Annotated in this window: 11 protein-coding genes, 1 tRNA gene and 1 other RNA gene; 7 read left to right on the forward strand and 6 right to left on the reverse strand. The window is 62.1% G+C overall.

Features of this window, described 5'->3' with window-relative positions; all coding sequences use genetic code 11:
- Positions 1-21: 21 nt before the first annotated feature.
- From rnpB to WDU96_RS08025, 4 genes are all read right to left on the reverse strand, one after another.
- Positions 22-388, reverse strand: an RNA gene (rnpB, locus tag WDU96_RS08010) — RNase P RNA component class A.
- Between the two features lie 44 nt (positions 389-432).
- Positions 433-2,175 carry a bifunctional 3'-5' exonuclease/DNA polymerase gene (locus WDU96_RS08015; RefSeq protein ID WP_337337975.1) on the reverse strand — a complete coding sequence of 581 codons (1,743 nt, stop codon included), beginning with the start codon at positions 2,173-2,175 and terminating at the stop codon, positions 433-435.
- The gene (locus WDU96_RS08020) at positions 2,156-2,887 is read right to left on the reverse strand and encodes a zinc ribbon domain-containing protein (protein WP_337337976.1); all 732 of its coding nucleotides are present in this window, start codon (positions 2,885-2,887) and stop codon (positions 2,156-2,158) included. The genes WDU96_RS08015 and WDU96_RS08020 overlap by 20 nt, the downstream gene beginning before the upstream one ends.
- Before the next feature lie 118 nt (positions 2,888-3,005).
- Positions 3,006-3,078: transfer RNA gene (locus tag WDU96_RS08025), tRNA-Val, on the reverse strand.
- Between the two features lie 207 nt (positions 3,079-3,285).
- On the opposite strand from WDU96_RS08025, the gene aceE reads away from it, so the two are divergent.
- The 6 genes from aceE (at position 3,286) to WDU96_RS08055 (ending at position 10,875) form a co-directional block, all read left to right on the forward strand.
- The gene (aceE, locus tag WDU96_RS08030; RefSeq protein WP_337337977.1) at positions 3,286-6,015 is read left to right on the forward strand and encodes a pyruvate dehydrogenase (acetyl-transferring), homodimeric type; all 2,730 of its coding nucleotides are present in this window, start codon (positions 3,286-3,288) and stop codon (positions 6,013-6,015) included.
- An 8-nt stretch (positions 6,016-6,023) separates the two neighbouring features.
- Complete coding sequence (locus WDU96_RS08035; RefSeq protein ID WP_337337978.1) at positions 6,024-7,241, forward strand: PucR family transcriptional regulator; 1,218 nt, start codon at positions 6,024-6,026, stop codon at positions 7,239-7,241.
- An 83-nt stretch (positions 7,242-7,324) separates the two neighbouring features.
- Complete coding sequence (locus WDU96_RS08040; protein WP_337337979.1) at positions 7,325-8,239, forward strand: ACP S-malonyltransferase; 915 nt, start codon at positions 7,325-7,327, stop codon at positions 8,237-8,239.
- A gap of 14 nt (positions 8,240-8,253) precedes the next feature.
- Positions 8,254-9,255 (forward strand): beta-ketoacyl-ACP synthase III, encoded by a 1,002-nt coding sequence (locus tag WDU96_RS08045; RefSeq protein WP_337337980.1) that lies wholly within the window; start codon positions 8,254-8,256, stop codon positions 9,253-9,255.
- Between the two features lie 72 nt (positions 9,256-9,327).
- On the forward strand, positions 9,328-9,576 hold the full coding sequence (locus tag WDU96_RS08050; protein WP_337337981.1) for an acyl carrier protein: 249 nt from the start codon (positions 9,328-9,330) through the stop codon (positions 9,574-9,576).
- Between the two features lie 60 nt (positions 9,577-9,636).
- Positions 9,637-10,875: a beta-ketoacyl-[acyl-carrier-protein] synthase family protein gene (locus WDU96_RS08055; protein WP_337337982.1), complete on the forward strand. Its 1,239-nt coding sequence runs from the start codon at positions 9,637-9,639 to the stop codon at positions 10,873-10,875.
- A 150-nt stretch (positions 10,876-11,025) separates the two neighbouring features.
- On the opposite strand, the gene WDU96_RS08060 is transcribed toward WDU96_RS08055, so the two are convergent.
- Positions 11,026-11,529 carry a DUF3145 domain-containing protein gene (locus WDU96_RS08060; RefSeq protein ID WP_337337983.1) on the reverse strand — a complete coding sequence of 168 codons (504 nt, stop codon included), beginning with the start codon at positions 11,527-11,529 and terminating at the stop codon, positions 11,026-11,028.
- A 199-nt stretch (positions 11,530-11,728) separates the two neighbouring features.
- Positions 11,729-12,502, reverse strand: a complete 774-nt coding sequence (locus tag WDU96_RS08065) for a hypothetical protein (RefSeq protein ID WP_337338413.1) — start codon at positions 12,500-12,502, stop codon at positions 11,729-11,731.
- 170 nt (positions 12,503-12,672) lie between these two features.
- Between WDU96_RS08065 and WDU96_RS08070 the strand changes: the two genes are divergently transcribed.
- A complete protein-coding gene (locus WDU96_RS08070) occupies positions 12,673-14,691 on the forward strand; it encodes a DUF262 domain-containing protein (RefSeq protein ID WP_337337984.1) in 2,019 nt (672 codons plus the stop codon).
- Positions 14,692-14,706 lie beyond the last annotated feature (15 nt).

Genomic DNA, 14,706 nt, shown 5'->3' on the forward strand with positions numbered 1-14,706 from the left:
AGTGGTACGACAGCTATGAGGCGAATGGGCCGGCCTGTACGCCGGGTTCTGTTCGGGGGCTGAAAGCCCCTCTGATGACCATCTATCTCGGCGACACGTTGCCGTGCCGCTCTAGCGGCCTACCCGGGGACTCGGCGAGCCGCGTCAACATCCCCTGTCTGGCCTTGCTCCGGGCGAGGTTTACCTTGCAGACCGTGTCACCACGATCTCGGTGGTCTCTTACACCACCGTTTCACCCTTACCGGGCGCGCCCGGCGGTCTATTTTCTGTGGCACTGTCTCGCGGATTGCTCCGGGTGGGTGTTATCCACCGCCCTGCCCTGTGGAGCCCGGACGTTCCTCGGCGCGAAGCGGTGAACCGCTCACGACGTGATCATCCAGCCGACCCATTCGCAACAGCGATCCTATCTGGGTCGCACACAATGTGAGACTCTCAGTCTTTCGCCGCGGTGTCTGCGATGCTCACATCGAGCGGGAAGTCGAGGCGGAACTCACCGAACAACAGCCGTCCGGCCGCGTCGGCGGCGGCACGTGCTGCCTCGGCGGCCGCGGTCGCCTGCGACTCGTGCACATGCACAATCACCTCATCGTGCAAGAAGAATGCCAGGTGCGCTCGTCTATCAAACACCGAACCAGATGCACTGGCTCGTTCCTCGGGCGGCGCTGGCGGCAAGCGAGCAAGTCTCGAGCGCAGATCTCCTAGCCACGCCAGCGCCCACTCGGCGGCCGTGCCCTGCACAATGAAGTTCCGCGTGAATCGACCGCGGTCTCGTGCCCAACCTCGTGCACGGGCAACGTCGGCCTCAGACGCGCCTGAGTCGCTTGCCTGTGCTTGGGCAACCTGCCACTGCGATGACGGCGGTGCACAGGTGCGACCCAGCCAGGTCGCGACTGTACCGCCGTCTTCGCCGGTTCTCGCCGCGCCGTCAACGAGAGCCATTGCCCGGGGATAGCTTCGCCGCAGACGCGGCACCAGCCGGCCAGACTCCCCCGACGTCGCGCCGTACATCGCGCCGAGCATGGCGATCTTGGCTTCTGGGCGGCTTGCGATCGTTCCCGAATCGACGATTCCGGCGTAGAGGTCACGGCCGAATGCCGCGTCGGCTAGGTAGTTGTCCGCCGCCATTGCCGCGAGCACGCGCGGTTCGAGTTGCGCTACATCGGCGACGACGAGCTTCCACCCTGGATCGGCACGCACTGCACTGCGCAGCTGACGTGGAATCTGCAGGGCTCCCCCACCAGAAGACGCCCAGCGCCCGGTGACAACTCCACTCGGCACGTAAACGGGCCGGAAGCGGTCGTCGTGCACCCACTCATCGAGCCAAGCCCACCCGTTGGCTGATAGCAGACGAGTCAGCTTCTTGTACTCGAGCAGGGGCGCAATGACCGGATGCTGCTGCTCGGCAAGCTCCCACCGGCTTGTCGATTCCACCAAGACACCCGCGCGATGCAACGCGCGCAGCAGCTTAGGCTGCGAATCTAGGCTGACGGTGTTGTCGCCGAGAAGCTCGTGGATCTGATTTCTGAGCTGAAGGATCTGCGTGGGAATGCCAGTGGTCGTGTCAGGGGTGCCAAGACTCTCGTGCAAGATCTGCTCATGAGCTGCGCGACTCCATGGCAGGCCAGCCACTTGAAGCTCAGCCGCGACGAGCGCGCCCGCCGACTCGGCCGCCGTGAGTAGCCGCAATCTGTTGGGATCTGTGCTCTGTGTAATCGCGGCTTGTTGGCGCGCGAATTCCGCGACAGTCTCATCGGCATCGGTGGGCAGTGCACTTCGTGAGGTGTCGGAATCCCAGTCAAAGAGCACAGGTGCACGGAGTGCACCCGCCTCATACGGCAGCGCATGCCAGCGAGATGCGGCCCGCAGCGGTGCAGCATCCACTACCAGGTTCGAAGCTTCTAGAACGAGGTGTGAGAGCCGAAGATCGTGACACCGCGAAACTCGAATGCCGGCTTGGAGCAGTCGCGGATACCACCGCGGCGTGTCGTTCCATACCCAACGTGGTGAGAAGGCTGACTCTCGGTCGATCACCCAGCCCGGAAACTCCGCTGCGCTCAAATCGACGCGTTGCAGGGCGGCGCCGGTGGCATCGAGCACAACCGCGAGTACGCGCTCGCCAGATGTGCCCAGCGCTACCCAGCCGTGGCGGGCGGAGTCAGAGACCGGAGTCCTCACCGCGCACCAGAATGCACCCGCACTCAGGACAATGCACGACGGCGTCAGGCGCAGCCGCGCGCACTTTCTGCAGGTCGGTGCCAGACAGCACCATGTTGCACGCGCTACAGGTGCGTCGAACGAGTTCGCCCGCGCCGTTGTCACGCTGCGAGATACGGTCATACAGCGCCAGCAAGTCGTCGGCTACGTTTTGCGCGACAGCCGTGCGGTCTCTCGTAGCAGCCTCGAGCTCGGCGGTTGCCTCTGCAACGTGCCGCTTTGCCCCCGCACTCAATTCGGCGCCTTCAGCGTTGGTGGTTGCGATGAGCGACTCCTGCTCGGCGACGGCGGCCTCTGCGGCCTCGAGTCGCTCCATCACCAGAATTTCGCCGTCTTCGAGTTCGCTCTTGCGGCGTGCGAGAGATTCAAGCTCGTGCTCTAGCCCGGCAATCTCCTTCGTATTGCTCGACACCGCGAGACGCCCGGTGTCGCGTTCTCGACGAGCGTCGACTACTTCGACGTCGGATTCGATTCGAGACAGCTCGGTGCGCAGATCATCGCGAACTCCGAGCCGAAGCGCCAACTCTTGCGAAAGCACCTGGCGCTGCGCCAGCAGCTCTTTGATGCGCGCGGCCTGAGGGGCATTCGCGCGGGCATGCTCGGCGCGACGAATTCGAGCGTCGAGGTCGGAAACCTCAAGAAGGAGGCGCTGGTTTGCGGGGCTGGCATTCACGGATCAAACCTAACCGACACGAGGGCTTCCGCGTGAAAGCCGGCTCTAATGTTGGCTGGGCGCGGCGACTTGCACCGTCACACACCAAGGTGCGTGAGATACCGAATCACGCCTGCAGTGGGCCCTGCCGGGATCGAACCGACGACATCCACGGTGTAAACGTGGCGCTCTACCAGCTGAGCTAAAGGCCCTTCCCCATCAGTCTACGAGACTCAGCCCCAAATCAGCGAAACGAGCACATCTGGCCGCGAAACGCAGACATCTGGGCACTTCGGAATCGGCTCCCGACACTCAAACTCGCTAGGCTTATGGTTGGCGCTTTGTGTGAGTCGAACAATGTCCACACCGCTTCGATAGTGATTCCCTGGCACGATCTGCCAGACGACGAAAGGTCTTCTGTGACTGTCAACGATCAGGATCCATACTCGCAGGCTCCCCTCGATAGCGATCCCGATGAAACTGCCGAGTGGCAGGAATCCCTTCAGCAACTCGTGCAAGCTCGTGGCCACGGCCGTGGGCGCGAGATCATGCTGAGCCTGCTCCACACGTCGCATGAGCTTCAGCTCAACGTGCCCCAGGTGCCAACCACCGACTACATCAACACGATTGCGCCTGACAACGAGCCTGATTTCCCGGGTGACGAAGAGATCGAGCGCCGCTATCGCCGTTGGGTTCGTTGGAACGCGGCACTCACCGTGCACCGCGCTCAGCGCCCCGGCATCGGCGTTGGCGGACACATCTCGACGTATGCGTCTTCGGCGTCGCTCTACGAGGTTGGCTACAACCACTTCTTCCGCGGCCTCGACGATCCGGACGGCGGAGACCAGGTCTTCATCCAGGGTCACGCATCCCCCGGCACGTACGCGCGATCGTTCCTTGAGGGAAGACTTACCGAGAACCAGCTTGATGGGTTCCGCCAGGAAAAGTCGAAGGCTCCTGATGGACTGCCGTCGTACCCGCACCCGAGGCTCATGCCCGAGTACTGGCAGTTCCCCACCGTTTCGATGGGACTTGGCCCCATCAACGCCATCTATCAGGCGATGACGAACAAATACCTCACCAACCGAGGCATCAAGGATGTCTCCGATTCGCACGTTTGGGCATTCCTCGGCGATGGCGAGATGGATGAGGTCGAAAGCCGCGGGCAGCTTCAGGTAGCCGCCAACGAGGGCCTTGACAACCTGACCTTCATCGTCAACTGCAACCTGCAGCGCCTTGACGGACCCGTTCGTGGAAACGGCAAGATCATCCAGGAGCTTGAGAGCTTCTTCCGGGGCGCGGGCTGGAATGTCATCAAGGTCGTCTGGGGCCGCGGTTGGGATCAGCTGCTCGCGAAGGATGACGATGGCGCACTCGTGCGTCTGATGAACAGCACCCCCGACGGAGACTTCCAGACCTTCCGTGCTGAAGACGGCGCGTACATTCGAGAGAACTTCTTTGGTCGCGACGAACGTACCGCCGCCCTGGTCAAGGATTGGAGCGATGACCAGATCTGGGGCGACCTTCGTCGTGGTGGGCTGGACTACCAGAAGGTCTACGCGGCCTACAAGAACGCCCGCGAGCACAAGGGACAGCCGACGGTCATTCTGGCCAAGACAATCAAGGGCTATGGACTCGGTCACCACTTCGAGGGGCGCAATGCGACGCACCAGATGAAGAAGATGAGTCTGCAGGATCTCAAGCACTTCCGCGATTCGATGCGGATTCCGGTCTCAGACGCACAGCTCGAAGAAAACCCATACGAGCCTCCGTACTACAACCCCGGACCCCAGGACGAGACGATCCAGTACATGCAGGAGCGACGTCGTGCCTTGGGCGGGTTCCTGCCCGAGCGCCGCACACATCACGTCGGTCTGCAGTTGCCCGGCGATGCGACCTACGCGCTTCCGAAGAAGGGCTCCGGCACGCAAGAGATCGCCACGACGATGGCGTTCGTTCGACTGTTGAAAGACCTGTTGCGAGCGAAGGACTTCGGCCACCGCATCGTGCCGATCATTCCCGACGAAGCACGCACTTTCGGCATCGACGCATACTTCCCCACGGCGAAGATCTACAACCCGAACGGCCAGAACTACACGTCGGTCGACCGTGAATTGCTGCTTGCCTACAAGGAGAGCCCGCAGGGCCAGATCCTTCACGTCGGCATCAACGAGGCGGGTGCTGTGGCCGCGTTCACCGCCACAGGAACGTCGTACTCAACGCACGGCGAGCCCTTGATCCCGGTCTATGTGTTCTACTCGATGTTCGGATTCCAGCGCACCGGCGACGCTCAGTGGGCCGCTGGCGACCAGATGGCTCGTGGCTTCATCATCGGCGCCACCGCAGGACGCACCACGCTCACGGGTGAAGGCCTTCAGCACGCGGACGGTCACTCGCACCTGCTCGCATCGACTAACCCGGCAACGGTGTCGTACGACCCCGCCTACGGCTACGAAATCGCTCACATCGTGCGCGCCGGCATCGAGCGCATGTACGGCGGCGAGCACTCCGATCCGAACGTCATGTACTACATCACCGTGTACAACGAGCCGCTGGTGCAGCCAGCCGAGCCCGAAGACGTCGATGTCGACGGAATCCTGCGTGGAATCCACCGCATCTCGGTGGGCGAAGGCGAAGGTCCTCGTGCGCAGCTACTCGCTTCGGGAGTGGGCGTGCTTTGGGCAAAGGAAGCGCAGCAGCTGCTTCGCGATGACTGGGGTGTGATTGCTGACATCTGGTCAGTGACCTCCTGGACAGAGTTGCGTCGTGATGGGCTCGCTGCCGATGAGCACAACTTCTTGCACCCCGAGGAAGAGCCGCAGACCGCGTACATCACCAAGAAGCTCGCTGGCGCTGAAGGACCCGTCGTCGCAGTGAGTGACTTCATGCACGCGGTGCAAGACCAGATCCGACCCTGGGTGCAGCACCAGTTCGCCACCTTGGGCGCAGACGGCTTCGGCTTCTCTGACACCCGTGCGGCTGCTCGCCGATTCTTCAAGATCGATGGGCCTTCGCTGGTTGTTCGCACGCTTCAGGCGCTCGCCGCCGAGGGCAAGGTCGATCGCTCGCTATCGGCTCAAGCTATCGAGAAGTACAAGCTGCACGATGTGACCGCTGGCACGAGCGGCAACGCGGGCGGCGAGAGCTGATCGCATAGATGCCCGCCTCGACCGACCCCAAGGCCAAGGCCGAGACCCTCGCCTGGCTCAGGCGGATCTCGGGCGAGATTGCCACCACGACGATCAAACGACTTGACGATACCCTTCCGTGGTACGCCGAGATGCCGCCCGCACGGCGATCGTCTGTGGGGTTGGTCGCACAGGCGGGCATCGCCGCGTTCATCCAGTGGTACGACGATCCCGGGGGCACACCGTGGATTGCCGCCGATATCTTTGCGGCAGCACCTCGCGAACTGCTGCGTAGTGTGAGCTTGCAGCAGACGCTGCAGCTTATTCGTGTGACAGTCGAAGTCACCGAAGAGCGCGTCCGCGGGCGCGGCGACGATTTGCGCGAGGCGATTCTGCTCTACTCGCGCGAGGTAGCCTTCGCGTCTGCCGATGTGTATGCGCGTGCGGCCGAAGCACGAGGACTTTGGGATGCTCGGCTCGAGGCGCTCGTTGTCGATTCGATTCTTACCGGTGAATCTGACGAAGAACTACCCAGTCGTATCGCGGCGCTTGGCTGGCACGGGCATGGTGAGGTCGCGGTGCTGGTGGGCACCACCCCCTCGCAGTTCGACATCGACCAGTTGCGGCGTACCGCGCGCAAGCTGGGCGTTGATGTGCTGATCGGTGTGCAAGGGTCACGCCTCGTGCTGGTTGTCGGGCGCTCCGACGCGCCTAATTCCTCCGAGGACCCCGAAGGCGAGTTGGCCTTCGTGGAAATCGCGAAACGACTCGAACCCGGCTTCGGCGCTGGCCATCTGGTGCTGGGCCCGACGGTTCCAGCACTCGTCGACGCCGGTCAGAGTGCCCGAGGCGCGCTTGCGGGTTTCGCGGTCGCACGCGCATGGCGTCATGCACCTCGGCCGGTAGAAGCCGACGACCTGCTGCCTGAACGCGCGCTCGCAGGCGATCCGCTTGCGAAGCAGACTCTGGTAGAGCGCATCTATCGTCCCCTGCAATCGCACAGTGCAGACCTGGTCACCACGCTGTGGAGCTACCTCGACAATGGCCGCTCGCTTGAAGCGACGGCACGTGAGCTGTTCGTTCACCCCAACACGGTGCGTTACCGGCTCAAACGGGTTTCGGATGTCATCGGCTGGGATGCGACCGGTCCGCGGGAGGCGCTGATCTTGCAGACTGCCCTGATTCTGGGCTCGGTAGGGTCAGAAGCACACCGGCGCCGCATGCCGACACGCCGTCAGTCGCACTGACTGTATATCTCGTACAAAGGTTCTGGAGATTCTTGTAAGAGCATCGCCAGAGCGGCCTCGACTGTGCCTGACAGTATGGATAGGTGAAGATCGCCGTATTCCCTGGACAAGGTTCGCAGTCTCCCGGGTTTCTCGCCCCTTGGCTTGAGATCGACTCCGCTCGGGAGCAGCTATCTCGCTACTCCGACTTCGCCGAGATCGATCTCGTCGCGGCCGGAACCGAGTGGGATGCTGATCGAATTCGCGACACACAGGTCGCGCAGCCACTCATCGTCGCCGCGAGCCTGTTGTCGTGGAATCTGCTGACTGATCACTCTGCGATCGGAGCCGTCGCTGGCCACTCGGTTGGCGAGTTCGCAGCCGCGGTCGCCGCCGAAATTCTCACCGACGAAGACGCGCTTCGTCTCGTGGGAATCCGTGGACGAGCCATGGCCGAAGCCGCGTCACAGACCGCGACCGGCATGAGCGCCGTGATTGGCGGAGACGAAACCGAAATACTCACACGTCTTGAACAACTCGATCTCACGCCCGCCAACTACAACGGTGGTGGACAGCTCGTCGTTGCCGGCGCTGTCGAAGCGCTCGCCAACCTGGCCGCCAGCCCCGTTGCCGGCACGCGGGTCATCTCTCTCCCGGTCGCCGGAGCATTCCACACGCGTTACATGCTGCCCGCAGTCGATGCGCTGCGCGCTGCGGTGACCACAGCAGCGGTGTCAGCACCCGCGCTCATGATCCATACCAACAAAGACGGTTCGGTCGTGACCAGCGGAGAGGAGTTCATCGATCTGCTGGTGGCACAAGTTGCATCTCCGGTTCGGTGGGATCTCTGCATGTCGGCGTTTGCACAGGCCGAGGTTTCGGGCATTGTGGAACTGTCGCCCGCAGGAGCTCTCACAGGCTTGGCGAAGCGTGCACTTCGCGGCGTTCCCACAGTGGCCGTCAAAACCCCCGATGACCTTGAAGCAGCCGAAACGTTGCTCGGCGCCGTCAGCGAATAACAGGAAGCCGTTCCATGAACCCCACCCTGACCCAGCCCACCGGTCCTGCTCACACTCGCATCTACTCATACGGTGCCGCTCGAGGCGAGATCGCAGTGACAAACGACGAACTGGTCGGTCCCATCGACTCAAGCGATGAGTGGATCCGTCAGCGCACCGGCATCGTCACACGCATGCGCGCCGTCGCCGATACCGACGCGATCGATCTGGCCACCGATGCTGCTCGCGAAGCGATCTCTCGATCAGGTGTCGCGCCTGACAAGATTGACGTCGTGATCGTAGCGACGATCAGCAACCCAAAGCAGACACCCTCCGTTTCTGCGATCGTGGCCGATCGGGTGGGCTCGAACCCGGCGGCCGCCTACGACGTGAACGCTGCGTGCGCTGGATTCGCGTACGGACTGGCTCAGGCCGACGCTCTTATTCGCGCGGGAGCCGGTCACTACGCGCTTGTCATCGGCACTGAGAAGCTCAGCGACGTAGTTGACCCCACCGATCGCAGCATCTCGTTCCTCCTGGGAGACGGTGCAGGAGCAGTCGTCGTCGGCCCAAGCGACTTTGCAGGCATCGGCCCCACGGTCTGGGGTTCAGATGGATCAAAGGCAGACGCTGTCGCCATGAATCACACACTTACTGAGTTTCGCGACGGTCTTTCCCCCTGGCCTACTCTCCGACAGGAAGGTCCCACTGTCTTTCGTTGGGCGGTTTGGGAGATGGTGAAGGTCGCGCGACAGGCGCTCGAACAGGCGGGAGTGCACGCGAGCGACCTCGCAGCGTTCGTTCCGCATCAAGCCAATATGCGCATTATCGATGAGTTCGCAAAGCAGCTGAAGCTGCCAGAAAGTGTGATCATCGGGCGAGACATCGAAACCACGGGCAACACCTCTGCGGCATCCATTCCGCTGGCGACCCACCGCTTGCTTGAAGATCACCCGGAGCTCAGCGGCGGACTGGCCCTGCAGATCGGCTTTGGTGCAGGACTCGTTTTCGGCGCACAGGTCGTCGTGCTGCCATGAGTTGAAGGCGCACGACTCTAGACTGATTCCCGGCCCGTCAGGGCAACCGACCCAAGAAAAACAGGAGAGATCATGGCATTCAGCACAGAAGAAGTTCTCGCAGGGCTCGCCGAGCTCGTCACGGACGAGACAGGAATCTCGGCCGACGAGGTTGCGCTCGAGAAGTCCTTCACCGAAGACCTCGACATCGACTCGATCTCGATGATGACAATCGTCGTCAACGCAGAAGAGAAGTTCGGCGTCACGATTCCGGACGACGAGGTCAAGAACCTCAAGACCGTGGGCGACGCTGTCACCTTCATTACGTCGAACCAGGCGTAGCGCCATCCCGGTGGGGGCGGATGCCCCCACCGGCAAACGATCACGGAGAATCTGCATCTCATGACCATGTCTCGCATCGTTGTTACCGGCATCGGAGCTTCAACGCCGATCGGCGGTACAGCTAGTGACAGTTGGGCCGCACTGCTAGACGGCGCTTCCGGTGTCAGCAGCCTCGAATTCGACTGGGTAGCCCAGAATGATCTTCCCGTCACCTTCGCCGCGCAGGCAGCGGTTCGCCCCGACAGCGTTCTCGAACGTCCGGAGGCGAAACGGCTCGATCCGTCTGCACAGTTCGCCCTGGTAGCCGCGCGTGAAGCATGGGCCGACGCCGGAAGCCCCGAAGTGGAACCCGAACGACTGGGCGTCGACTTCGCGACCGGTATTGGTGGACTCTGGACTTTGCTCGACGCATGGGACACGCTTCGAGAGAAGGGGCCGCGCCGCGTCATGCCGATGACGGTGCCGATGCTGATGCCAAATGCTGCGGCTGCGGCTGTATCGATGCATCTGAACGCCCGGGCGTATGCCCGCACGGTAGCTTCGGCATGCGCCTCCAGCACGGAGTCGATTGTGAACGCCGTTGAGCATCTCCGTCTCGGACTTGCCGATGTCGTCATCGCGGGTGGCGCGGAGTCAGCCATTCACCCGTTGACGATGGCCGCGTTCTCGTCGATGCAGGCGCTGTCAAAGCGCAATGACGACCCGGCGACCGCTTCGCGCCCGTACAGCATCGATCGCGATGGCTTTGTCATGGGCGAAGGTGCAGCCGCGCTCGTGCTTGAACGTGAAGATGACGCTCGCGCGCGCGGCGCCAAGATCTACGCCGCCGTCGTCGGCGGCGGGATTACCGCTGATTCATACCACATCACGGCCCCCGAGCCTGAAGGGCTGGGCGCATCCCGCGCTGTGCGGCTCGCGCTCGAAGAGGCTGACGCTTCACCCGATGATGTGACGCACATCAATGCGCACGCCACATCAACGCCAACCGGCGACATCGCCGAGTATCGGGCGCTGCGCAGCGTTTTCGGAGACCGGGTACACGAGATTCCGGTGTCTGCCACCAAGGCCTCCACGGGCCACCTGTTGGGCGGCACAGGCGCGTTGGAAGCGGTGTTCGCCATTCTTGCGATTCGAGACGGGATCGCGCCCCCGACGATCAATATCTCAACTCAGGACCCAGAGATTCCGTTGAGGGTTTCCGGCACGGTGTCTCCGCTCCCGTCGGGCGACCAGCTCGTGATCAGCAACTCCTTTGGATTCGGTGGCCACAACGCGGTAGCCGCTTTCGCTTCCGTCTAGGAAGCAGTCTTTGACGGACGAACGCCCTGCGCTCCTTGCGAGGAGTACAGGGCGTTTGTCGTGTCAGGCGACGATTCGTGTTTCCGTTCCCCAGGACCTGAGTCTTCCGAGTGTCGGTAATAGCGCCTTGTCGCCTGAGGCTACGAAGGGCTAGCCCACTTTGTGAAGCCAGACCACGGATGCTTCGTCACTCGCGTGACGGAAAGGTTCGAGTTCTTCGTCCCACGCAGCTCCGAGGGCGACGTCAAGTTCGCGTTGCAGTTCGAAAGCATCGCCTGCCGCAAGTTCGATCGCGTAGCGGATGCGGTCCTCACCGATCACGACGTTGCCCGCGGAGTCAGTCTGGGAATAGTGGATGCCGAGCCCGGGCGTATGCAGCCATCGCCCGCCATCGCTGCGTGGTGTGGGGTCTTCGGTGACTTCGAAGCGCAGGTGCTCCCACCCACGAATTGCGGTGGCCAGAGCTGCACCAGTGCCAGCGACGCCCTCCCAGTAGAACTCAGCACGACGACTCCCCGCCAAGACCGGCTGTTCAGCCCAGTCGAAATTGACCGCGCGCCCGAGGGCGCGACCAACAGCCCACTCAAGGTGCGGGCAAAGTGCTCTGGGCGCAGAGTGAACAAAGATCACTCCACGCGCCTGTGGTGTCGTCATCATCATCTCTCCGTTTCATCAGGTGCGTCTTCCCCTACGACCTGCCGAATTGATGCGGTGACTGCTGTTAAGTTCTGCCGCCATTATCGCCCAGTAACCAGCCAAATAACAACAGTGTTATTCGGAAACGCCGCAAACGCGGCAAAACAAAGTGCGGGGCCCCGAGAATCGGGACCCCGCACTCTGTTGGCAGTGGCGATCAGGCTTCGCTCATCGCCTGCACTTCCACCTGTCCTTTGGCCGCATAGTACGCGGCGCGAGCAGCATCCCGCCTGGCCTGTTCAACCTGGCCGGCCTCGAAGACCTCGGGAGAGATCTCGACCTGGTCGGTGTGCGCCTTGCCGTTGTACTTCGCGATGTATGCGTCAAGTTCGGGGCCAGAGGTCCACGAGGTGATCAGACAGTAACGCGGCTCATCGCCGTTGTGAGTCGCGGCGTGCCAGAGACGCTGGGTATCGACGATCAACTGGGCACCAGCGGGCAGCGCAATGCGGTATTCCAGGCTGGGATCGGTGCGGTTCTCGCGAAGGACGAAGTAGCTGTCCTTGTCGTCGGTCAGATTGAAGAAACCTCGCACGACCCAGCCGGTGCCGTCCGGGTTCAGGCGATTGTTGTCGTCTTGGTGAAGGTTGTAGAGGCATTCGCCGTAAGGAGTCGGCTGCAGCTCGATGATGCGGCAACGCCCCACATTCGCTCCGGGTTCCTGTGCGCGGCGGGCCAGGTTCGGGGCCTTTTCAACCTGCGAATCGATCCAGACACCGTCTTTGTCGGTACGCGGCGGCTTGTGGTTCCAAAAACCATTGCACTCGATGTCGCCGAACGCGCTCGCAAGTGGAGCGAACCGCGTGTCGCCCGACGATTTCCAGTCGTTGTATTCGACGTCGAGCCATTCCTTCGGATCGAGTTCCTGGTTGTAGGAATCGAGCACTACAAAGCCGGTCTCTTCGAGAGCGGCAGACTTGATATAACCCATGAGTGAATCATGCCTTTCGTAGCGGGCCAGCACGTTTTTACAGGCCCTACTTAGGCAAGCGTACCGCTCGCGCAATAGCGGTTGTAGGGCAGGACACACCGTAGACTCGATCGACGGATGGGGTCTCCCTGCTGGGGATTCAGCAGCGCCAGGAGGGACAAAGACACACGATGCTCAACGCGACAAACATCGACGCAACCGCAACCAACACGATCACCTGGTTGGCGACGGGGCATTGGAGCATTGTCGTTCCGGTCTATCAGCGGCAGTACCGCTGGGATATCGGCAGTTGTGAGCGCCTTCTCGTTGACGTGCGCGCCGCAGCGGATTCCCCCGCCAGCCACATGCACTTCATCGGTTCCATACTTTCGAGCCTCAGCGGCGACGCGGGATCAGGCGCCGGTGCGGAACTGGTATTGATCGACGGGCAGCAGCGACTCACCACCCTGATGTTGTTGATCTCGGCGCTTCACCACACCGTGCGTCCCACCGATCCTGAACTGGCTGACGAACTGTTGCAGGTATTGGTCTCCCCCGCAGACGGCCGGCGAACGAAACTGCGTCCGCATAGTGCCTGGGCCGAAGTGTTCGAAGACGTCGTGCTCGATCGGACGCCCGCGCAAGGTGCGCACCGCGAGTCGCGATTCGATGACAACTACGCGTTCTTTCGCAGCCAGATAAGCGTCGAGGAGGCGCCTCGAATTTGGCGGGGCCTGCAGAAGCTCGAACATGTCGCCATCACTCTGGGTGTCGGTGCCAACGCTCAGCAGATCTTCGAGAGTCTCAACTCCACGGGCGAGCCGCTGCGAGACCACGAACTGATTCACAACTACATACTGATGGGCTTGTCTCATACCGAGCAGCGACAGATCGAAGAACAGTACTGGATTCCGATCGAGCGCAACACCGGAGACTCGATCGCCGCATTCTGGCGACAGTATCTGGTGATGGTCACTGGGCGCGAGGTCTCGGTTGCGGGTGGGCGCGGTGTCTACGACACGTTCCGTCAGGTGTTCCCGCGCATCGAAGCTGCCCAGCTGCGCGCGTATGCGCATGAGTGGCGGTCATACTCTGAGGTGTATCGCACACTGATGAATCCCGAAGAGGCTCCCGATTCGGAGCTTTCTCGGCAACTCCACTTTGCCAAGACTTTTGGCTCAAGCATGTACCCGTTGATCATGCGTGACTACGCGGACTTGCTCGATGGAGCGCTTGCGCGCGAGAGCTTCATCTCGCGAATTGAGAATGTGCAGTCGTTGGCGCTGCGACGTGCGGTTGTCGGGTTGAGCAATGATCGACTTGTTGCCCGACTCTGTCGAGCACGAGACAGCGGCGCACAGGCGCTAGAGCGGGCGTTCGAACGCGTCACACCGTCGGATGCGCGGGTGCGCGTCGCGCTGAAGTACTCACCTCTGCCCTACCCTGCGTACGTGCTCGGTCGCCTCGCTGATCTCCACACCACCAACGGCCTGGGCATCGAACACATCGTTCCCGCTGCTCCAGCCGATTCGTGGAGCGGCGATGGAGTACGTACTTGGGCGGAACTCTCCGACGATGAGCAGAATAGCCACCGCGCTCTCGCCGACACCATCGGCAACCTCACCTTGCTCGAAGATGAGCTTGCGCTCAGCGCGCTCGACAAGTCGTACGCGGCAAAGCGCCGCCTCTATGCGCGCAGCACCGTGACCTTGACGGCTGCACTTGACGCTGTTCCTGCCTGGAACACGACAGCGATCGCCGCGCGCTCAACCGCGCTCGTCGAGCGTTTCATCGAAGTCTGGAGGCGTCCCGGTGAGCTGGCGATTGACGACGACGGACTGACTCCGATCCTCGACGCCGTTCGTCGCCGCGGCTGGCCTGCGGGATGGGAACGAGAGTTCGCCTACGTGGAGTATCGAGGCGAGCACTGGGAAGTTCCAGACATCAAGTACCTCTTCAATCGCGTGTTCAAGCGGCTCTGGGCTGATTCGCGTGACGCCGTGATCTCGTACAACGCTCGCCGCGGCGGTCCGGTGTACGAAGCCCGGTCATGGAACGGCCAGTGGGACCAACTCGACGATAGCCACCACCTCTACATGGGGTGGGATTCGAGCTATATGTTGACGGCCGCGCAGGGCGTGCTAGACGAAGCCGGCATCGCCGCGGAGGTCTTCCTCAAGTACTCCTACATCGGCGATGCGATGCGCTAGCGAAATGCAGAAGGA

Source organism: Microbacterium marmarense, from assembly GCF_037204165.1.
Lineage (GTDB): Bacteria > Actinomycetota > Actinomycetes > Actinomycetales > Microbacteriaceae > Microbacterium > Microbacterium marmarense.